Below are 21,212 nucleotides of genomic sequence, written 5' to 3'. Positions count from 1 at the left end.
TCCCACGGCAGCGCAGCGAAGTTGGGGGAACATCTGGGGGAACAAATGGCGTGTTCGCAGCCATTTGACGTTTTGTTCCCCCATGCTCACCGACAAGCAGTGCAAGAACGCGAGTTGCGACGCGGGTAGGCCCCGCGTGCGCCTGGCCGATTCCGGCGGTCTGTACCTGGAGGTCTCGCCCTCTGGGTCCAAGCGCTGGTTCTGGAAGTACCGCTTCGACGGGAAGGAGAAGCGCCTTGCCCTCGGGGCCTATCCAGATCTGGGTCTGAAGGAGGCCAGGGTCGCACGTGATGATGCGCGCAAGCAACATCAGTCCGGCGCAGATCCGGTGCTCACGCGGCAGGTGGAGCGCCTCAGTTCCCGGTTCGACGCCAACGCCAGCTTCGAGGTGACCGCGCGTGAGTTCCACGCGACCAAGAAGGTCGGCTGGAGCGATCACTACGCCAAGCGCTGGATGGAGCGCCTCGAGAAGGACATCTTCCCCTGGCTGGGCAAGCTTCCGCTCTCCCAGATAGGCGCACCGATGCTGCTGCAGACGCTGCGGCGCGTCGAGGCACGTGGCACGCGCGAACTGCCTCACTCTCTGCTGGAGGCCTGCGGGCAGGTGTTTCGATACGGCGTTGCCACCGGACGTTGTGAGCGCAGCCCCGCTTCGGATCTGCGCGGCGCATTGAAGCCGGTGCTGACCAGACACGTCTCGGCGATCGTCGAACCGGATCAGGTCGGCGACTTGATGCGCGCGATCGACGGCTACCACGGTCACCCCGTTACCCGGGCGGCACTGCTTCTGTCGGCGCTGCTCTTCCAGCGGCCAGGGAACATCCGGCAGATGGAGTGGGCCGAGCTGGATCTCGAGGCAAAGATGTGGGCGATTCCCTCCGCCAAGATGAAGCGGACGAAGCTGGAGAAGATCAACGGAAGGCCGCATCTGGTTCCGCTCGCCACCCAGGCTGTAGACGCTCTGAAGGACCTGATGCCGCTGACCGGCCGAGGGCGATACGTGTTTCCGTCCCTGATCAGTGCCAAGCGGCCGATGAGCGAGAACACGGTCCGGGTTGCCCTGCGCCGGCTAGGCTTCGACAACGAGACGATGACTCCCCATGGATTCCGGGCGATGGCCCGTACCGTGATGGTGGAGCGGCTCAACGTGGCGCCGGACGTGATCGAGGCCCAGCTGGCACATGGGAAGTCCGGCCCGCTGGGAGCTGCCTACGACAGGGCGGAGTTCATCGAACAGCGGCGCGACATGATGAGTGCCTGGGCCGACTACCTGGACTCCTTGAAGAACTGCCGCACTCCGGGGCAGCGTCCCGCTGTGCCCTGCGAGCCCACGCGGGAGAGCACCACGGAAGTCTGATGTTTGTGTAGGCTTCCTCCGGACCGACCAGAGACGGCTCAGGTGTTGGCCCTCAAAGGTCGTTTCGGACACAGGCTGCAACAGCGTGAAGCTCAAAGGCTAGGACACTGTTTTCCGTGAGCTTGAGTTGACCTCACTTCAAATGCGAATGCTGGCCTTCTTGGTGCTTGTCCTTGCGGGTGCCCTGGCCGGGTGGGCGATAGGGCAGGACGAAGCTTTGGCCACGCGGCTTGTCCTCGCGGCGGTCGGCGCCCTCGTAGGGGCTGCAGTGGGGGGTGCGCTGCTCAAGATTGGGCGGGGGCAGGTGTCTCGATCGCTCACAGGCAATCCCATTCCAGGTTCCGGCGTGACTTCCGAGGACCTCGCGGCCAACTATTGGCGCGACAAGGGACACCCACCCTTCATGAAGCCGCCTGAGGGGGACCCGCCATCTCGCGGGCCCGATTGACTACCGCTTGATGATCCCCTTCACCGCGTCTTTGGCATCTTGGAAGGTCTCGGCCGCGTCCCGGGCCACTTGCCTTGCGGTGCCTTTGAACAGCGACTGCCGTGGGGAAATCGTGCCGTCGTCGGCGCGCCCGGGGCTCCGCTCGTCATCGAACTCTTGCCGTCGAGCAGCAGTTCGGCCACGGAGATCGTCCGACGACGTCTGAATCTGCTGGCGAGCGTCGCTTGGTTCGGGCGCAGGTTGTGCCGGTGGAGAAACTGGAAGAGGAGCCTGACGAACCGTGCCCGTCGCTCTTCGATATGTAGCGTCAATGTCCGGCGTGATGCGAGGGTCACCGCTGTTGGTCGTGTACAGATGGCGGACGTCGTCGAAGGATGACGGCATGCCAGTGCCGTCGCTGAAGTTTCGGGTTGGAGCCAGCGCCTGTCGGGCAAGTTCAGCGCTCAGCAGTTGTTGAGCGGACGCGCTGGTACCACCGTACTGCTCAGCGTACCGAGTGAACATCGCCAGGTTGTAGGGATCCTGCGCAATGTCGATTGAAATCGAATCGCCTCTCTCCCTGGCCACGGCAAGCCGCTCAGAGAACGCGGTGCGATCGGCAAGGGAAGCATCTGCGCGGGCGGAGCGCGCGGTTGTGGTGGCGATCCTCGACGACAGTTCGCGTGCTTCGCGAGCATCGGTGGCTACAAGGCTCGCGACGGAACTGTCGCGCGACACACGATCGCCGAACTGCTTGAACTCCGAGGCCTGCTCGGACGTGAGCGCACCAAGCACCTTCCGCTCGTCTGCACTCAGTCCGGACAGGTAGGTCTTGTCTGCACTCGCGTTCAGTTGGGCGCCAACGAACCGCGCATTGAATCCGGCGTGACCTGTAACGCCAAGCGCAATGCGAGCAACCTGAGACTGTGTCAGCCCAGTGGACTCGGAAACGCTTCGGGAGATCTGATCCAGCCGATCGATGGTTTGCCCCAACTGCTCGAAGCTGCTGGATGTCGACCCCGTGCTGCTTCGCGATGACTTCAGCTTTGCCAAGCCCTTGGTGAATGCCTCGGACAGCACCGCCGAGCGTTCGGTGCTGGCGGCGACCGCTTCGCTTCGGGCTGCGTCGACCTGGCGGCTGGCGTCCTGCACGTCCTGTTCGCTCACGCGCATCGAGACGACCCGGGACGCGTAGCCCTGGTTGCGCAGCAGGCTCACGGCAGTCCGGCCGGTCAGCGTGTTCGACGAAAAGGTGTTGCCACTGATGTCGTTCTGCCAGTTGCTCATGAACGCGGACGTCCGGTTCGGCGCGAGCCGGATCTGGTCCATCGAGACATTGCCCATGCTCAGGTTGCCGGCGGCGGCACCCGCCGTGGCGCCGGCCACCATCGACTGCAGGCCCGAGAGACCGCCCACCAGCGCGGTGCCAAAGGTCTCCATCCGCTTGAGCGCGGCCCAGGCGATGAACGGGATGCTGATGGCGAGGTAGCCGATAACGGCCTCGCCGGAGATCGCCCGGGAGTAGATCGTCGATGCCGTCTGCAGCGACAGGGCCTTGGCGCCGCTGCCCAGGTCAGCCGCCGCCGCCAGGTCGTAGGCGGCGTAGATCGATGCCATGTAGTTGAGCACGGCATACAACGGCGGCCAAAGCTGGATCCAGATCAGCACCGCGGCGTAGCCCTTGAAGGCCAGCATGGTCTCGCGCCCGCTGGTCAGCAGCATCAGCAGGACGAGAAGGGGGAACAGCGCGTAGGTGATGGCCTCGATCACGTTGCGGAACACCGGCAGCGCCTGCTCGGCCACCTTGCCTGCATTCAGCCAGGCCGCGTTCTGCTGCGCCACGGACTGAGCCCGCCCGACGGCCAGCACCATGGCCGCAGGGTCGTTCACCTTCTGACCGATGATGTTGCTGGTGTCGTTGATCGCATTCAGCACCGCGTTCTGGCGGATCAGGTCGGCCGCCGTCGCGGCCGCGGTCGCGATGCTGTTCTTCAGGTAGGCCTGCTGGATTTGCCCGGCAATGGCGGCATTGGCGGCCGCCGCCGGCAGTGTCGGATTCAGCTGGAAGGCGAGCTTGCCCTGGATGCGGGTCAGTTGCGCGGGAAGCCGGCCGTTGAGGTTCGTGTAGGCGTTCGGGCAGGTGTCGACGGTGATCGAGCCGCCGGCGCTGGTCAAGGTCGTGAAACGGGCCGGGTTGGGCGATGCCATCAGCGCCCACACGTCGTCCGAGCTCGAGAACGTGCCCGGATCGACCGTGCCGTCGATCAGGTCGTACATCGTGCAGTTGTGGATGAAGTTGACCAGGTCCGTGCGGAAGTTCGGATCCTGGAAGGCGACGCCGCCTGTCTCCCGGATGAGGCGGTTGCCGAACATCAGGCCGTTCTTCTCGTAGCTCAGTTCGCTCGGCAGGGCGCCGACGCCCGGAATGACCTGGAAGGCCGTCTCGAACAGGCCCGTGAGCGTGTGCCCGACCGTGCTGGTGACGCTGCCGAGGAAGGCCACGCCGAACGGGACGTTGGCCACCACCTTGACGGCGGATCCGCCGGTCTTGTCGACGACGCCCACGGTCACCCGCGGCACGATGAGTACGGAGAACACCAGCAGCACCGTGGCCAGCCACTTCCAGCCCTGCAGCTTCTCGGGCGCGAAGGCGTAGGCCACCAGGGCCGCGATGAACCCGCAGAAGGCCACGGCGGCGACGGCCGCCATGTAGTCGCCGGAGCCGTGGATGGCTGCCGCAGCGTTGAAGATGCCGAACAGGCTGTCGGCGTTCTGGTAGGCGTAGATCTCCCACATGCGTCGCTCCTGGGGGAGCGTGGATCCTGAAGCGATGTGACGATGGCGTCGGCCAGGAACGACCTCAAAAGCACGGGGATATCGGCACTAAGGTGAACGACGGACTCCCGCCGGGGCTGGCCCACCCCAACCGGCTGCACCCGGTGGAGGGCCATCTTCTTGCACCCACAAGCCCGACCGAAGGGCGATGGCGAGTGCAGGGCGATGCTGGGACGGTAGAGGTCCCCATCGAGTCCTCTGCATGCCGTGCACGCCGCCCGCCAGCCCGGTTCCTTACCCGGCTTGGCCAGCCGGCTCCACTACGAACGCCACCGACCGGAGCAGACCACGCTGTACCGCCTGGTCCAGCAGCATGCGGCCAGCTTCATCGCCCACACCGAGGCCAGCACGGACGCCGAGTTGCCGCGGTTCATCAAGGACGAGTTCGACGCCTTCCTCGAGTGCGGCATCCTGGCGCATGGATTCCTGCGGCTACGCTGCGGCGAGTGCGGCCACGACAAGCTGCTGGCCTTCAGCTGCAAGCGCCGGGGATTCTGCCCCTCTTGCGGCGCCCGGCGCATGTCGCAGACCGCTGCGCACCTGGTCGACCACGTCATCCCGCACGTGCCGGTGCGGCAATGGGTGCTGTCGCTGCCGATCCCGCTGCGCGTGCTGCTGGCCGCGCAGCCGGAACTGGTCACGCCGGTGCTGCAGGTGGTGCAGCGCGTGGTCACGCGACATCTGCTGCGGCAGGCGGGGCTCAAGGCTGACGAAGGTCACGGCGGCGCCGTCACGCTGATCCAGCGCTTTGGCTCGGCCGCCAACCTCAACATCCACCTGCACTGTCTGGTACTGGACGGGGTGTACTGCTGCGACGCCGATGGTTCGCCGGCCTTCATTGAGGCGGATGCGCCCACCGACGACGAATTGCACGCGCTGCTGCAGACCGTCATCGCCCGGCTGATGAAGATGCTCACGCGCCGGGGCGTGCTGGTCGAAGACATGGGCCAGACCTACCTGGCCGAGCCGGATGCCGACGGCGAGGAGGCGCGCACGCTGCGGCCGCTGCAGGCCGCGGCCATCACCTACCGAATCGCCTTCGGGCCGCGCGCCGGGCAGAAGGTGCTGACCCTGAGAGGCGCGATGCCGCGCGAGGACTCGGCCCGCCAGCCGCTGTGCGCCGACATCGACGGATTCAGCCTGCACGCCGCGGTGCGGGTCGAAGCCCATGACCGCAAGCGGCTGGAACAGCTGTGCCGCTACATCACCCGCCCGGCGCTTTCCGACGAACGGGTGCAGGTCAATGCCGCCGGGCAGGTCGAGCTGAAGCTGAAGACACCGTGGCGCGACGGCACGACGCATCGGGTCTTGAGCCCGCTGGAGTTCATGCGGCGGCTTGCGGCGCTGGTTCCCCGGCCGCGTCTGCATCTCATCAGGTTCCACGGCGTGCTGGCGCCCAACGCCAAGCTGCGGTCCCTGGTGGTGCCGCAAGGGCCCGAGGTGGAGGAACGGGCCACCGCAGCCGTTGCCGCCAGCGAATGCGTGGTCCAGACCGAGACTAACCCGGACCGGCCGGACCGACCGCACCGAATTGCTTGGGCGCGGCTACTCAAGCGCGTGTTCGACATCGACATGCAGCACTGCCCCAACTGCGGCGCCGGGGAGCTCAAGATCATCGCGGCCATCCTGGAGCGACCGGTGATCGAGAAGATCCTGACCCACCTGGGACTGGATCCGCAGCCGCCGCCCAGAGGCCGAGCGCGCGAGGCGCGGCAAGACTGAAGCCGCCTGAGCCGCGTCGACCGTCCCGGACACCGTACACATCACAAAGGGCTGCGCAGCCTGGCGCCAGTGGCCGGTGGCGCTGCGCCCGCGTGCGGACTGGATGGCGGAAAACACAGGGTCAACCCCGAGATCAAGGCCCAACGAGCGCGAGGCGAGCCGTCAGGGCGGGCCGAATCCAGACAAGGCAACGGCTCAGGCGCCAGTTCCAAGCCATCCAGGCAGGCATCGGCTGCCCACCCAGGGCTGAGTCGGGCTTTCCAGGCTTTTCACAGACCAGACCGTTTGAAATTCCTATGCGCCAGCGCACGCCCGGTTGCCGCTGTGCTGTCCGGGGCGGGGCCAACTCCGCCGGGGGCCGGGTGTTCGGATGGCTCTGGCATCGGGCGAGTTGACTGCATCCAGGGTGTGTCGGCGGCCAGTCTAGCGACTTGATGTCAGTGCGAGGTGCTGCAGCGGGTCGATCGACCTTTGGCAAGGCGCCGTCCCGCCTGGCGCGCAGGTCAACTCGACGCGGCACGAAACTCGGCGGCGATGTCAAAGAAGGTGGCCACCAGCGGCGAGGGCCGCCGTTCGCGCCGGCACACCAGGTGCACGTGCGTGGCCATGTCGCTGTCCTGCACCGGCAGGCGCACCAGCCGGGCGTCCGGCACGTAGGCCGGCTCGGCCACCACGCCCAGGCCCATGCTCTGGGCCACGGCCTCGCGCACCGCCTCGCGGCTGCCCATCTCGATGGCCACCTGGAAACCCAGGCCGCGGCGCCGCATCGCGTCTTCGAACACCCGGCGTGTCGTCGAGCCTTCCTCGCGGATCACGAAGCGCTGATGCTGCAGATCGGCCATCGTCAGGGCGGCGCGCCGGGCCAGCGGATGATCGGCCGCCGCGAAGACCACCAGCGCTTGCCGGCGGTGCTCGACGCACTCCAGCGCCGGGTCGTCCACCGGGTTGAGCACCAGGCCGACATCGCCCTGATGATCGAGGATGCGTGAGGCGATCGACCGTGAATCGCCGACCCGCACGACGAGGTTCACCTGCGGATGCCGCCGTGCGAAGACACGCAGGATCGGCACGAGGTTGTAGGGTCCGATTGCGTGGATGACCAGCCGGCCGGCATATCGGTTCTGCGCGGCCAGCAGCAAGGCGTGGGCATCCTCCTCGGCGCTGAAGACGCGCCGCGTGTGCTCCAGCAGGGTTCGGCCGAAGTCGGTGAGTTCGAGGCGCCGGCCGCGGCGCCGGAACAGCTCGACGCCGTGGCTCTGCTCGAGCCGCTGGATGTGGGCCGACAGCGTGGGCTGCTGCAGCCCGAGCGTACGCGCGGCAGCGGTCATGCTGCCGGCGCGGGCGGTGGCGTCGAAGGCCCTCAGCGCGGCCAGGAGGCTGGTGCCGGTCATGGGCGATCCATAGATGGCGTCGATGAAGACCCCGCATTGTTCGGACGAAAACGTCACCGTGATGACACAGAAGCTGCACAGACTCCGGGCCCATGACGCCGCTTCCTTCATCGCATGCCGACTGGCTGATGCAACTGCGCGACGTGCGCGTGGCCTACCCCGGCGGCGTGCAGGCGCTCGCGCCGACCCGGCTCGACGTGGCCCCGGGCGAGTTCCTCGTGCTGCTCGGCGCCTCGGGCGCGGGCAAGTCCACGCTGCTGCGCTGTCTGAACGGGCTTGTGCGCCCGACCGCGGGCGAGGTGCGTGCGAACAACGTGCCCGGCGGCGTGCTGACGTCGCGTCATCTGCGTGAACACCGCCGTCGCTGCGGCATGGTCTTCCAGCAGCACCATCTGATCGGCCGCCAGACCGTGCTGGCCAACGTGCTGATGGGCTGCCTCGCGCAGCACCACCCGCTGCGCACGCTGTGGCCGTGGAGCCGCAGCGACCAGATCCGCGCGCTGGAAGGGCTGGATCGTGTCGGCCTGCTCGACAAGGCGCTGGCGCGTGCGGACACGCTCTCCGGCGGTCAGCAGCAGCGCGTGGGCATCGCGCGTGCGCTGGTGCAGTCGCCCACGCTGCTGCTGGCCGACGAACCGGTGGCCAGTCTCGACCCGGCCACCGCCGAGAGCGTGATGAGCCTGCTGCACCGGATCTGCAAGGGCGATCGGCTCACCGCCGTGGTCAGCCTGCACCAGGTGGGCCTGGCACGCCGTTATGCCGATCGCATCGTCGGCCTGCGCGGCGGCCGTGTCGTCTTCGATGGCCCGCCCGAGGCGCTCACCGCGCAGCGCGAGGCCGAGCTCTATGGCGCGCCTGCACCGCAGCGCGCCGCCCCCGAGGTATCCAACCAGGAGTTGCCATGTTCCGCCGCCGTCTCGCCCTTGCCGCTGTCGCTCTGAGCGCGCTCGTCACCACCCTGCCGGAGTTCGCACAGGCCCAGGGCCGCGACCCGGCGCGGTTGCGTGTCGCGCTGCTGCCCGACGAGAACGCTTCGAGCCTGATCCAGAACGCGCAGCCGCTGAAGGTCTATCTCGAGCAGACGCTGAAGAAGGACATCGAGCTGGTGGTCACCACCGACTACTCGTCGATGATCGAGGCGATGCGCTTCGGCCGCATCGAGGTGGCCTACTTCGGCCCGTTCTCCTACGTGCTGGCGAAGTCCAAGGCGCCGGCCATCGAGCCCTTCGCGGTGGGGGTCGAGCGCGGGTCGCCCACCTATCAGTCGGTGCTGATCGCCACCGCCGGCGGCCCGGTCAAGTCGCTCGACGACATCCGCGGCAAGGCCTTCGGCTTCGGCGACCAGGCGTCGACCTCCAGCCACCTCGCGCCGCGCGCGCACCTGCTGAAGAAGGCGAAGCTCGACGGCGAGCGCGACTACCGCGTGGTGCACCTCGGCACCCACGACGCGGTGGCCCGCGCGGTGCAGGCCGGGCAGGTGCCGGCCGGCGCACTCTCCAAGCCCATCCTCGACAACCTGGTCAAGCGCGGCACCATCGACGCCAGCCGGGTCGTCGAGCTCGATCTCTCGGCGCCGATCCCGAACTATCCGATCGTCATGCAGGGCAACCTCGCGCCGGAGTTGAAGCGGCGCATCCGCGACGCCTTCCTGACGATGAAGGACAAGGAGGTGCTCAAGGCCTTCCGCGTCGAGGCCTTCGCGCCGACCACCGACGAGGCCTACGACGTGCTGCGCGACACCGCCAGCGTGCTCAAGCTTGATCTCGGGAGCATGAAGTGACGGGTGCCAGTGCCACGATGCAGGCGCTGCTGGCCGAGGACGGCCGGCGCCGCCGCCGCACGCTGGCCGGTGCGGCGCTGCTGCTCGCCGCCTCGGTGCTGGCGCTGGCCGCCACCGGCTTCTTCGATGCGGAGCGTTTTGCCGATGGCCTGCCGGCGCTGATGCAACTCGGCTCGGAGATGGTGCCGCCCAACTTCGCGCGCTGGCAGAGCTGGCTCAAGCCGCTGCTGGACACGCTGGCGATGTCGGTCGCCGGGACCGCGCTGACGGTGATCGTCTCGCTGCCGCTGGCGTTGCTGGCCTCGCCCAACACCACACCGCATCCGGCCGTGCTGCGGGTCGCGCGCACGATGATGGCGGCCTTCCGCTCGGTGCCCGAGATCATCCTCGGCATCATCTTCGTGGCGGCGGTCGGCTTCGGCGCGCTGCCCGGCGTGCTGGCGCTGGCGCTGCACTCCACCGGCATGGTGGCCAAGTTCTATGCCGAGGCGATCGAGCACGTCGACGCCAAGCCGCTGGAGGCCGCCACGGCCGCGGGCGCCAGCCGCCTGCAGGTGATCACGCATGCGGTGCTGCCGCAGGTGCTGCCGCAGCTGGCCGACATCACCATCTACCGCTGGGAGTACCACTTCCGCGCCTCGGCCGTGCTCGGCATCGTCGGTGCGGGGGGCATCGGCTTCGAGCTGATGGCAGCGCTGCGGCTGATCAAGTACGACGAGGTCTCGGCCATCCTGCTGTCGGTACTGGCCTGCGTGCTCGTCGTCGACGGGCTGGGTGCGGCGCTGCGCCGCCGATTGAAGTGACAAGGAGCGATCGCGTGCACCGCATCGTCATCAGCCAGCCCATCCATGCCGAGGTGCTGATGCGCCTGCAGACCGCCGGCGAGGTGGTGATGAACCCGGGCCCCGAGCCGTGGAGCGCCGAGCAGCTGGCCGGCCACCTGCGTGAGGCCGATGCCTGGATGGCCTTCATGACCGACCGCATCGACGCGGCGGTACTGGCCCAGGCGCCGCGCCTGCGCACGGTGGCCTGTGCATTGAAGGGCTTCGACAACTTCGACCTCGCTGCCTGCGAGCGTGCCGGCGTGCAAGTGAGCTTCGTGCCGGATCTGCTCACCGAGCCCACCGCCGAGCTGGCCATCGGCCTGGCGATCGCCGCGGGGCGGCATGTGCTCGAGGGCGATCGGCGCGTGCGGGCCGGCTATGCCGGCTGGCGCCCGGCGCTCTACGGCACCGGCCTGCATGGGTCCACCGTGGCGGTAGTGGGCCTCGGCGCGGTCGGGCGTGCCATCGTCGACCGGCTGCAGGGCTTCGGTTGCGCGGAGATCCTCGGCGTGGACCCGCAGCACCGCGATGCGCGCACGCGTGCGGTCGGCCTGCGCGATGCCTTGCAGCGCGCGCACTACGTGCTGCTGGCCGTGCCACTCACCGAGGCATCGCGCCACCTGATCGACGAAATGGCGCTCGCCGCTGCGCGCCCGGGCCAGCTGCTGGTCAACGTCGGCCGCGGTTCGGTCGTCGACGAGCGCGCCGTGCTCGCCGCCTTGCAGAGCGATCTCCTCGGCGCCTATGCCGCCGATGTCTTCGAGATGGAAGACTGGAACCTGCCCGATCGCCCGAGCGCCATTCCCGAGGCGCTGCTGCGGCATCCCCGAACGGTGTTCACGCCGCATCTCGGCTCGGCGGTGCGCGAGGTGCGCCTGGCCATCGAGCAGCGCGCGGCCGACAACCTGCTCGCGGCACTCGCCGGCCGCGCCGTGGCCGATCTGGCGACGCCGGCGTGACGGTCCTGCCGGGAAGAGGGCCTCCATGGAATGAATCGTGGCAGGGTGGACTCTTGACCTTGACATCGTGTGAAGGTCAAGACTGCCGACCCTGATCCCGACGCGGGCTTGCGGCGGCGCGGCCGCTGCGGCAGCGTCGAACCTCTTCTGTGGAGATGCCGGAATGGACCGTCACCAGGCCTTTCAATGCTTCTGCCGCGTCGTCGAGACCGGCGGCTTCGCCGCCGCGGCGCGCGATCTCGATCACTCGCCATCGATGGTCACCAAGACCATCCAGCAGCTGGAGGAGTGGACCGGCAGCCGCCTGCTCGCGCGCACCACGCGGCGCATGCAGCTCACCGAAGCCGGCGAACGCTTCTACGCCTACTGCCGGCGCGTGCTCGACGACACCGAGCGCACGCTCGGCGCCCTGCGTGCTGCGCACGGCGAGCTCAGCGGCCGGCTGGTGCTGGCGGTACCGGTCTCGCTGACGCTGTCCTTCATGAAGGACCATCTCCACGCGTTCCAGTCGGCCCACCCGGGCATCGAGCTGGAGCTGAGGCTGTCGGACCGCCCTGTGGACCTCGTGCGCGACGGGGTGGACGTGGCGCTGCGGGGGCAGGCGCAGCTCGAGGACTCGTCGCTCGTGGCCGTGCCGCTGATGGTGCTGCAGCGCGCGGTGGCAGCGGCCCCGGATTACTGGCGGCGCCACGGCAAGCCCGATCACCCCTCGGCGCTGGCGACGCACAACGGCCTGGCCTACACGCTCGGCGCCGACGCCACGCGCTGGCAGTTCAGCGGCCCCGGGGGCGCCAGCCACACGGTGGAGGTGCATGGCAGCTTCCGCGCGGACAACAGCCTGATGCTGATCGACGCGATGCTGCGCGGCGTGGGAGTCGGCCTCGTGCCCACGGTGATGATGCGCTGAGGCGGATGCGCCCACCGACGACGAATTGCACGCGCTGCTGCAGACCGTCATCGCCCGGCTGATGAAGATGCTCACGCGCCGGGGCGTGCTGGTCGAAGACATGGGCCAGACCTACCTGGCCGAGCCGGATGCCGACGGCGAGGAGGCGCGCACGCTGCGGCCGCTGCAGGCCGCGGCCATCACCTACCGAATCGCCTTCGGGCCGCGCGCCGGGCAGAAGGTGCTGACCCTGAGAGGCGCGATGCCGCGCGAGGACTCGGCCCGCCAGCCGCTGTGCGCCGACATCGACGGATTCAGCCTGCACGCCGCGGTGCGGGTCGAAGCCCATGACCGCAAGCGGCTGGAACAGCTGTGCCGCTACATCACCCGCCCGGCGCTTTCCGACGAACGGGTGCAGGTCAATGCCGCCGGGCAGGTCGAGCTGAAGCTGAAGACACCGTGGCGCGACGGCACGACGCATCTGGTCTTGAGCCCGCTGGAGTTCATGCAGCGGCTTGCGGCGCTGGTTCCCCGGCCGCGTCTGCATCTCATCAGGTTCCACGGCGTGCTGGCGCCCAACGCCAAGCTGCGGTCCCTGGTGGTGCCGCAAGGGCCCGAGGTGGAGGAACGGGCCACCGCAGCCGTTGCCGCCAGCGAATGCGTGGTCCAGACCGAGACTAACCCGGACCGGCCGGACCGACCGCACCGAATTGCTTGGGCGCGGCTACTCAAGCGCGTGTTCGACATCGACATGCAGCACTGCCCCAACTGCGGCGCCGGGGAGCTCAAGATCATCGCGGCCATCCTGGAGCGACCGGTGATCGAGAAGATCCTGACCCACCTGGGACTGGATCCGCAGCCGCCGCCCAGAGGCCGAGCGCGCGAGGCGCGGCAAGACTGAAGCCGCCTGAGCCGCGTCGACCGTCCCGGACACCGTACACATCACAAAGGGCTGCGCAGCCTGGCGCCAGTGGCCGGTGGCGCTGCGCCCGCGTGCGGACTGGATGGCGGAAAACACAGGGTCAACCCCGAGATCAAGGCCCAACGAGCGCGAGGCGAGCCGTCAGGGCGGGCCGAATCCAGACAAGGCAACGGCTCAGGCGCCAGTTCCAAGCCATCCAGGCAGGCATCGGCTGCCCACCCAGGGCTGAGTCGGGCTTTCCAGGCTTTTCACAGACCAGACCGTTTGAAATTCCTATGCGCCGGTGTCGATGCACGGCGCCACCGCGGCCACCATCGCCTCGTGCGCCTTGGCGCTCATCTCCAGCGCGGTGACGAAGGCGTTCGTCAGCGGCGCCTTCTCGCCCTTGAGGTGGCGGTACAGGCGCCAGGCGTGGTCTTCCACCGCATATTCCTTGAAGCTGCCGTCGGGCATGCGCTTCTTGCGGTTGTACGTCCAGCTGAAGGCGGGTTCGATGCCGTTGCTGGCGTTGTCGGCGAACGCGAGGCTGATGGTGCCGGTGGGCGCGATCGACAGCAGGTGCGAATTGCGCAGGCCGTGGGCACGGATGCGGTCCTTCAGCGGCTGCGGCAGGCGCGAGGCGAAGGTGCTGCCGCTGAGGTACAGGTCGGCATTGAACAGCGGGAACGAGCCGCGCTCGCGCGCCAGGTCGCTCGAGGCCTCGTAGGCGGCGTCGCGCATCACCTCGCTGATGCGCCGCGCCATCGCGCGCGCCTCGGGGGTGTCGTAGCGCAGGTTCAACATCACCAGCGCGTCGCCCAGGCCGGTGAAGCCCAGCCCCACGCGGCGCTTGTTGCGCGCTTCCTGCTGCTGCTGCGGCAAGGGCCAGACGGTCACGTCGAGCACGTTGTCGAGCATGCGCGTGGCGACCTTGGCCACCTTGGCGAAAGCCGCCTCGTCGAACGCGGCGTTCGGCTCGAAGGGATCCCGCACGAAGCGCGTCAGGTCGATCGAGCCGAGGCAGCAGCAGCCGTAGGGCGGCAGCGGCTGTTCCGCGCAGGGGTTGGTGCTGGCGATCGTCTCGCAGTACGACAGGTTGTTGTCGCGGTTGATGTGGTCGAGGAAGAGCACGCCAGGCTCGGCGTGGTCGTAGGTGGAGCGCATGATCTGTTCCCACAGGTCGCGCGCGCGGATCTTGCGGTAGACCCACAGGCCATGGCCGCCGGGCTCGGCCTTCTGGTAGGCCCCGGCCGCCTTCTGCGCCACGCCGGGCTCGGCGCGGTGCACCAGCTCGAAGTCGGCATCGGCCTGCACGGCGTCCATGAAGGCGTCGGTCACGCCCACCGAGATGTTGAAGTTCTTCAGGTCGCCGCCGTCCTTGGCGTGGATGAACTCCTCCACGTCGGGGTGGTCGCAGCGCAGCACGCCCATCTGCGCGCCGCGGCGCGCGCCGGCGCTCTCCACCGTCTCGCAGCTGCGGTCGAACACGCGCATGTAGCTCACCGGGCCGGAAGCCGAGCTCTGCGTGCTGCCCACCCAGGCGCCGCGCGGGCGGATGCGCGAGAAGTCGTAGCCCACGCCGCCGCCGCGGCGCATGGTCTCGGCGGCCTCGGTCAGCGCGGTGTAGATGCCGGGATGGCCGTCGTCGACGTGGGCGATCGAATCGCCCACCGGCTGCACGAAGCAGTTGATCAGCGTGGCCGAGAGCTCGGTGCCGGCGGCCGACTGGATGCGCCCGGCGGGCACGAAGCCGGCGTCGAGCGCGGCGGCAAAACGTTCTTCCCACTGCTTGCGCTGCTCGACGGGCTCGGCCTGGGCCAGGGCGCGCGCCACGCGGGCGTGCACGGCGGCGATGCTGCGCTCGTCGCCCTTGGCGTACTTCTCGATCAGCACCTCTTCGCTGATCGGCTGGGCGGGCAGGTTGTGCTGGGTGTGCGGCGCGTCGGCGCCTTGGCGGGTCTCTTGCATGGGTGCTGTCTCCGGTGCGAGGGCGCACGGTAGCCCTGCGGCCCCCGCGCACCTTTGACCTGGATGAAAAGACAGCCCGCATGGTGCCCCATCCGCGGCGGATTGACACAGGGCAAAGCCCTCCTGGCGGAGGGCCGATAACCGCCGAGCGGACTCAGAGCCCGCGCTTGGCGCGCGTGAGCAAGGTGCTCACCTCGCTGGAGACGCTGGCGAACGCGGAGCCGGAGCCGATCAGCCTCTCGGCATCGCCGTAGGCGCCGGCGTTGATCTTGCGCGCCACCGCGCCGGCGGCGGCATGGAACTCGGCGTGCTTGCCCAGCAGCTCGGTGAAGGTCGGGCGGCTGCCCCAGCGCCGGCCGCCGGCGCCGTGCAGCCACTGGCCCAGCGGACAACGGTCGTCGCGGCAGATCGTCTCGGCGTCGAGCTGGGCGTGTTCGGCGATGGCCTTGCGCAGCCTGACCTTCCACTGGCGATGCGCGTCGATGGCCTGATCGAAGTCGAAGTCGTCGACGCGGTCCTGCTGCACCGGCTCGGCCAGCCGCACGCCTTCGGGCAGGCGGAAGCGCGCCACCTCGGTGGCCAGCGACTCGGCCTGGCTCTTCATCGCGCCGGAGGCGGCGGCGGTCTGCTCGACCAGTGCAGCGTTCTGCTGCGTCATGCGGTCGAGCTCCTGCACGGCCGCGCCGATCTGCGCGATGCCCAGGCTCTGCTCGCGCGCGCCGTTGGCCACCTCGGCCAGCAGCTGGCTGACGCGCTGCGAGGCGGCGACGATCTCCTCCATCGTCGTGCCCGCGCGGTGCACGGTGCCGGTGCCCGCCTCGACCTGCTCGACGCTGCGGCCGATCAGGTCACGGATCTCGCGCGCCGCGCCGGCCGAACGCTGCGCCAGCGTGCGCACCTCGCCGGCCACCACCGCGAAGCCGCGGCCCTGCTCGCCGGCACGCGCGGCTTCCACCGCCGCATTGAGCGCCAGGATGTTGGTCTGGAAGGCGATGCCGTCGATCGTGCCGATGATGTCGGCGATGCGCGCCGACGACTCGCGGATGCTGTCCATGGTCTGCACCACGTCACGCATCACGCGGCCGCCCTCGCCGGCCAGCTCGGCGTTGTGCCCGGCCACGCGGGCAGCCTCGGTGGTGTTGTCGGAGCTGCTCTTGACCGTCGAGGAGATCTCTTCCATCGAGGCGGCCGATTCCTCCAGGTTGGCGGCGGCCTGCTCGGTGCGCGCCGAGAGGTCCATCGCGCCGCTGGCGATCTCGCTGCTGGAGTGCACGATCTCGTCGCTGGAGCGGCGCACGCGCTGCACCATCTGGCGCAGCGAATCCTGCATCGCGCGCAGCTCGAGCATCAGCTGCGCGGCCTCGTCGTTGCCCCAGGGCGAAGGCGAGGTGGTGAGGTCGCCGGAAGTCATCGCGCGCAGGTGGCGGCGCGTCTCCTTCAGGCCGCCGTCCATCACGCGGTAGAAGCTCAGGAACAGGTAGCCGGCCAGCAGCAGCGCCGCCACGACGATGGCGGCGTCCATCGTCAGCTGGCGCATCGTGGCCTCGCGCAGGTCGCCGATGTAGATGCCCGAGCCGATCACCCAGCCCCAGGGCTCGAAGCCCTGCACGTAGGAGATCTTGTCCACCGGTGCACTGCTGCCCGGCTTGGGCCACTGGTAGGCGACGAAGCCCTTGCCGCTCTCGCGCACCTTGGCGACGAAGGCCTTGAACAGCGGCAGGCCGTTCGGGTCCTTCATGTCGGAGACGTCCTTGCCGTCGAGTTCCGGCTTGATCGGGTGCATCACGACGCGCGGATGCATGTCGTTGATCCAGAAGTACTCGTTGCCCTCGTAGCGCAGCGCGGCGATCGCACCACGCGCGAGCTGCTGGGCCTGGGCGCGGTCCATCCTGCCGCTCGTCTCCTGCGCGTGCGCCCAGACGACGATGCCGTGGGCGATCTCGACGTGCTGGCGGGTCGAATCCTGGCGCGCCTGCAGCGACAGATCGGCCTGGTGCATCAGCTGCCAGCCGATCAGGCCGAGCAGCGGCACCACGAAGGCCAGCGAGATGATCACTGCCTTGGCACTGAAGCGCAGCGCGCGGAACAGGCGCACCCCCGGGGCCCAGATGCCGTGATAGGCGAAGAAGCCGGAGTCGGCGCCGGCAGGTCGTGCGGAAGAGGCGGCGCCGCCGCCCGTGGCAAGGATCGCTGTCATGTGAAGTTTTCCCGAGTGACCGGTGATGACGGTGACGGTTGCGCCCGCTCTCGCGGCCGGCGCACCAGGCACTGCTCACCTTTTCGGTGCGCGGTCAGAAAACTTGACACCTGATCAGATTGACGCCCCCTCCGCCGCCGCCCGCGTGCGGCGCGCACGGCCGCTCCAGGCCGCCTGGCGCAACGCCCAGGCGGCCACCGCGGCGCACCAGGCGGCTGCAGTGGCTGGCAGCAGCACCGGCTCCACCGCCGGCCAGACGGCCGCGGCGATGCGCAGCAGCACGGCCAGCTGCAGCACGCCGAAGAGCGCCCAGGCGAGGCCGTCGGCCGCCACCGTGCGCCCGGCCAGGCCGCTGGACACGCGGGTGACCATGGCCATCATCGCGCTGCCGAGGAAGCCCATCGAGAAGGCATGCTGCGCCGCCAGGCCCAGCGAGCGCGTGCCCTCGCTGGCCCACAGCAGCGCCTGCGACGCCGCCGCCAGAGCGAAGGCCACGCCGAGCCAGGCCACAGCCAGCTGCAGCATCACCACCAGCCGGAAGCGCAGGCCCTGCAGCAGGAGCCAGCGCGCCGCGAGCGCGAGCACGCCGATCGCCGCGGCGCCGTCGAGCGCCATCTGCGCGAGCTGCCAGGCCGGCGGCTGCGGCCACCACCACAGGTCGGCCAGCGCGAAGGGCCACTGGGCGAGGCACAGCGCCACCAGCGTGGCGAGCAGCCAGCGCGGCTGCCTGGCCGCAAGCGCGGGGGCCACGTCGTCGTCGAACACCGGCAGCAGGCGGTGCACGGCGACCACGAAGACCGGCGCCACGAAGCCCCACAGGCCGAGCTGCAGCGCCGCGCGGGCGATGTCCTCGCGGCCGGCGGCGAGCATCACGGCCGAGCCCAGTTGCGCCAGCACGCCCAGCCGCGAGGCCGCGGCGATCAGGCGCAGGTGGGTGCGGTCGGGCTTCGTGCCCAGCGCCACCAGCGCGGCCAACCGGCGCACCAGCGCATGCCAACCGAGCGCGGCGACGAGCAGCCCGGCCGCGGCCAGCAGCACGTGCATGTGCGCACCGGCCGCGAACAACAGCCAGCCCGAAGCGACAGTCGCCACCGGACGCAGCAGGCCCCGCGCCGGCACCGGCGGCAGGCCGAGCCACTTCGGCGCGGCGGTGAACAGGAAGCCGGCGAAGAACAGCGGCATGAAGCCGAACGAGAACAGCACGCTGCGGCGAGTGCGGCCACGACAAGCTGCTGGCCTTCAGCTGCAAGCGCCGGGGATTCTGCCCCTCTTGCGGCGCCCGGCGCATGTCGCAGACCGCTGCGCACCTGGTCGACCACGTCATCCCGCACGTGCCGGTGCGGCAATGGGTGCTGTCGCTGCCGATCCCGCTGCGCGTGCTGCTGGCCGCGCAGCCGGAACTGGTCACGCCGGTGCTGCAGGTGGTGCAGCGCGTGGTCACGCGACATCTGCTGCGGCAGGCGGGGCTCAAGGCTGACGAAGGTCACGGCGGCGCCGTCACGCTGATCCAGCGCTTTGGCTCGGCCGCCAACCTCAACATCCACCTGCACTGTCTGGTACTGGACGGGGTGTACTGCTGCGACGCCGATGGTTCGCCGGCCTTCATTGAGGCGGATGCGCCCACCGACGACGAATTGCACGCGCTGCTGCAGACCGTCATCGCCCGGCTGATGAAGATGCTCACGCGCCGGGGCGTGCTGGTCGAAGACATGGGCCAGACCTACCTGGCCGAGCCGGATGCCGACGGCGAGGAGGCGCGCACGCTGCGGCCGCTGCAGGCCGCGGCCATCACCTACCGAATCGCCTTCGGGCCGCGCGCCGGGCAGAAGGTGCTGACCCTGAGAGGCGCGATGCCGCGCGAGGACTCGGCCCGCCAGCCGCTGTGCGCCGACATCGACGGATTCAGCCTGCACGCCGCGGTGCGGGTCGAAGCCCATGACCGCAAGCGGCTGGAACAGCTGTGCCGCTACATCACCCGCCCGGCGCTTTCCGACGAACGGGTGCAGGTCAATGCCGCCGGGCAGGTCGAGCTGAAGCTGAAGACACCGTGGCGCGACGGCACGACGCATCGGGTCTTGAGCCCGCTGGAGTTCATGCGGCGGCTTGCGGCGCTGGTTCCCCGGCCGCGTCTGCATCTCATCAGGTTCCACGGCGTGCTGGCGCCCAACGCCAAGCTGCGGTCCCTGGTGGTGCCGCAAGGGCCCGAGGTGGAGGAACGGGCCACCGCAGCCGTTGCCGCCAGCGAATGCGTGGTCCAGACCGAGACTAACCCGGACCGGCCGGACCGACCGCACCGAATTGCTTGGGCGCGGCTACTCAAGCGCGTGTTCGACATCGACATGCAGCACTGCCCCAACTGCGGCGCCGGGGAGCTCAAGATCATCGCGGCCATCCTGGAGCGACCGGTGATCGAGAAGATCCTGACCCACCTGGGACTGGATCCGCAGCCGCCGCCCAGAGGCCGAGCGCGCGAGGCGCGGCAAGACTGAAGCCGCCTGAGCCGCGTCGACCGTCCCGGACACCGTACACATCACAAAGGGCTGCGCAGCCTGGCGCCAGTGGCCGGTGGCGCTGCGCCCGCGTGCGGACTGGATGGCGGAAAACACAGGGTCAACCCCGAGATCAAGGCCCAACGAGCGCGAGGCGAGCCGTCAGGGCGGGCCGAATCCAGACAAGGCAACGGCCCAGGCGCCAGTTCCAAGCCATCCAGGCAGGCATCGGCTGCCCACCCAGGGCTGAGTCGGGCTTTCCAGGCTTTTCACAGACCAGACCGTTTGAAATTCCTATGCGCCAGCACTTGTAGGCTCCCGATCAAACCTTTACCTATCGCCGGATCGGACTGCCCCAGCACACCCTCTCTGGAAATTTGAGTCACATCAATCGCCCAGCAGGTCGCTGGATGTTGACTCTTGAATTTCGGCATGTTAGGCGCAATATCTTGCAAAGTCTTGCAAGAATTTCCTCAGGCGAGGCCGCGTTACGACGGAACTTGTGGGGGTGGTATGACAGCGCGCCAGCAGGCGATCTGCACACTCGACGAGTTGGCTGCCTACTTGAAAGTCGGCAAGCGGACGCTCTACCGGCTCGCCGCGCACGGGGAAATTCCGGCCTTCAAGGTGGGCGGGACATGGCGGTTTCGTCAAAGTGAAATCGATCGATGGATCAATGATCAGACCCAAGCAGGCAGAAAGAAGGAGGTGATACAGATGAGCAGCCAAAGTCAGCGAAACATCCCGTGTCGCCTGGGCGCGCTGTCCGTCGCCGCAGGCAAACGGAGTGAGCGAGAGTCTTCAATTTTTCTTCTGGAGGTGTGACATGGACTTTGATTTCAAGAAATTGGCTCCCTGGAACTGGTTCAAGAAGGAGCAGGAAGAACAACAGAGCACGGCCTCGCTGCCGGTGCAGCGCAATGACCTGCCGGTGGCGGGTGGGCCCGTCAGTCCCATCCTGCAATTGCATCGCGATATCGACCGCCTGTTCGACGACGCGTTTCGAGGCTTCGGTTTCCCGACGCTGGCCATGCCACGCTGGCCGTCGGACTGGCCGGGCATGCTGAAGCCGGCGCTGGACATCCAGGAGACCGACAAGCAGTACAAGATCGCCCTGGAAGTACCCGGCGTCGAGGAAAAAGACATCCAGATCACGCTCGACAACGACGTGCTGCTGGTGCGCGGTGAAAAGCGTCAGGAGCAGGAAACGAAAGACGGCGGTTTCCACCGGGTGGAGCGCTCCTACGGCAGCTTTCAGCGCGCTCTGAACCTGCCGGCCGATGCCAACCAGGACACGATCAAGGCCGCTTTCAAGAACGGTGTGCTCACGATCACGATGGAAAAGCGCGAGGCCAGTACGCCCAAGCAGGGGCGCTCGATCCCGATCAACGGCTGACGCGGGGCAGCGCGCTTTTTTCAAAAACCACAAAGAGATGAGGCACCGTGATCGGCGGTGCCTCGTCAGATCAATCTTTA

At 68.5% G+C, this 21,212-nt stretch carries 15 protein-coding genes and 2 pseudogenes; 12 read left to right on the top strand and 5 right to left on the bottom strand.

Translation table 11 applies throughout. The annotated features are described in order from the left end of the window. The first annotated feature begins 82 nt into the window (after positions 1–82). Positions 83–1,357: a tyrosine-type recombinase/integrase gene (locus MW290_RS01930; protein ID WP_250195641.1), complete on the top strand. Its 1,275-nt coding sequence runs from the start codon at positions 83–85 to the stop codon at positions 1,355–1,357. A gap of 448 nt (positions 1,358–1,805) precedes the next feature. On the opposite strand, the gene MW290_RS01925 is transcribed toward MW290_RS01930, so the two are convergent. After that, positions 1,806–4,580, bottom strand: a complete 2,775-nt coding sequence (locus MW290_RS01925; protein ID WP_250195640.1) for a conjugal transfer protein TraG N-terminal domain-containing protein — start codon at positions 4,578–4,580, stop codon at positions 1,806–1,808. Positions 4,581–4,862: 282 nt separating this feature from the next. Here MW290_RS01925 and MW290_RS01920 point away from each other — a divergent pair, with 282 nt between their 5' ends. Further along, positions 4,863–6,341: a transposase gene (locus MW290_RS01920; protein ID WP_250195639.1), complete on the top strand. Its 1,479-nt coding sequence runs from the start codon at positions 4,863–4,865 to the stop codon at positions 6,339–6,341. A gap of 503 nt (positions 6,342–6,844) precedes the next feature. Here MW290_RS01920 and MW290_RS01915 read toward each other — a convergent pair. Continuing rightward, on the bottom strand, positions 6,845–7,732 hold the full coding sequence (locus MW290_RS01915; protein WP_250195638.1) for a LysR substrate-binding domain-containing protein: 888 nt from the start codon (positions 7,730–7,732) through the stop codon (positions 6,845–6,847). Positions 7,733–7,824: 92 nt separating this feature from the next. Between MW290_RS01915 and phnC the strand changes: the two genes are divergently transcribed. The 6 genes from phnC (at position 7,825) to MW290_RS01885 (ending at position 13,082) form a co-directional block, all read left to right on the top strand. Continuing rightward, positions 7,825–8,673 (top strand): phosphonate ABC transporter ATP-binding protein, encoded by an 849-nt coding sequence (gene phnC, locus MW290_RS01910; RefSeq protein ID WP_375142782.1) that lies wholly within the window; start codon positions 7,825–7,827, stop codon positions 8,671–8,673. Continuing rightward, a complete protein-coding gene (phnD, locus tag MW290_RS01905; RefSeq protein WP_250195637.1) occupies positions 8,634–9,512 on the top strand; it encodes a phosphate/phosphite/phosphonate ABC transporter substrate-binding protein in 879 nt (292 codons plus the stop codon). Before phnC ends, phnD begins: the two co-directional genes overlap by 40 nt. Further along, positions 9,509–10,315, top strand: a complete 807-nt coding sequence (gene phnE / locus MW290_RS01900) for a phosphonate ABC transporter, permease protein PhnE (protein ID WP_510532246.1) — start codon at positions 9,509–9,511, stop codon at positions 10,313–10,315. The genes phnD and phnE overlap by 4 nt, the downstream gene beginning before the upstream one ends. Positions 10,316–10,329: 14 nt before the next feature. Continuing rightward, the gene (locus MW290_RS01895; protein ID WP_259373448.1) at positions 10,330–11,295 is read left to right on the top strand and encodes an NAD(P)-dependent oxidoreductase; all 966 of its coding nucleotides are present in this window, start codon (positions 10,330–10,332) and stop codon (positions 11,293–11,295) included. Between the two features lie 163 nt (positions 11,296–11,458). After that, on the top strand, positions 11,459–12,202 hold the full coding sequence (locus tag MW290_RS01890) for a LysR family transcriptional regulator (RefSeq protein WP_250195636.1): 744 nt from the start codon (positions 11,459–11,461) through the stop codon (positions 12,200–12,202). A 25-nt stretch (positions 12,203–12,227) separates the two neighbouring features. Beyond that, positions 12,228–13,082, top strand: coding sequence for a transposase (locus MW290_RS01885; protein ID WP_250195635.1), 855 nt, complete (start codon positions 12,228–12,230; stop codon positions 13,080–13,082). A gap of 303 nt (positions 13,083–13,385) precedes the next feature. Here the strand turns inward: MW290_RS01885 and MW290_RS01880 are convergent. The 3 genes and pseudogenes from MW290_RS01880 to MW290_RS01870 form a co-directional block, all read right to left on the bottom strand. Beyond that, positions 13,386–15,050, bottom strand: a pseudogene (locus tag MW290_RS01880) (adenosylcobalamin-dependent ribonucleoside-diphosphate reductase); the annotation flags it as partial. 154 nt (positions 15,051–15,204) lie between these two features. After that, the gene (locus MW290_RS01875; RefSeq protein ID WP_250195634.1) at positions 15,205–17,247 is read right to left on the bottom strand and encodes a methyl-accepting chemotaxis protein; all 2,043 of its coding nucleotides are present in this window, start codon (positions 17,245–17,247) and stop codon (positions 15,205–15,207) included. Positions 17,248–17,361: 114 nt separating this feature from the next. After that, positions 17,362–18,450 (bottom strand): NnrS family protein, encoded by a 1,089-nt coding sequence (locus MW290_RS01870; protein ID WP_250195633.1) that lies wholly within the window; start codon positions 18,448–18,450, stop codon positions 17,362–17,364. A 26-nt stretch (positions 18,451–18,476) separates the two neighbouring features. Between MW290_RS01870 and MW290_RS33220 the strand changes: the two are divergent. The 4 genes and pseudogenes from MW290_RS33220 to MW290_RS01855 form a co-directional block, all read left to right on the top strand. Next, a pseudogene (locus MW290_RS33220) lies at positions 18,477–18,548 on the top strand (hypothetical protein); the annotation flags it as partial. A gap of 30 nt (positions 18,549–18,578) precedes the next feature. After that, on the top strand, positions 18,579–19,736 hold the full coding sequence (locus MW290_RS01865; protein WP_250195632.1) for a transposase: 1,158 nt from the start codon (positions 18,579–18,581) through the stop codon (positions 19,734–19,736). 513 nt (positions 19,737–20,249) lie between these two features. Continuing rightward, positions 20,250–20,561, top strand: coding sequence for a helix-turn-helix domain-containing protein (locus MW290_RS33215; RefSeq protein ID WP_445659477.1), 312 nt, complete (start codon positions 20,250–20,252; stop codon positions 20,559–20,561). 1 nt (position 20,562) lies between these two features. Next, positions 20,563–21,132: an Hsp20/alpha crystallin family protein gene (locus MW290_RS01855; protein WP_104301913.1), complete on the top strand. Its 570-nt coding sequence runs from the start codon at positions 20,563–20,565 to the stop codon at positions 21,130–21,132. Positions 21,133–21,212 lie beyond the last annotated feature (80 nt).

The organism is Aquincola tertiaricarbonis (genome assembly GCF_023573145.1).
GTDB lineage: Bacteria > Pseudomonadota > Gammaproteobacteria > Burkholderiales > Burkholderiaceae_C > Aquincola > Aquincola tertiaricarbonis_B.
Note: the sequence above shows the minus strand (reverse complement) of the source record. Positions and strands in the feature narration are given on the sequence as shown.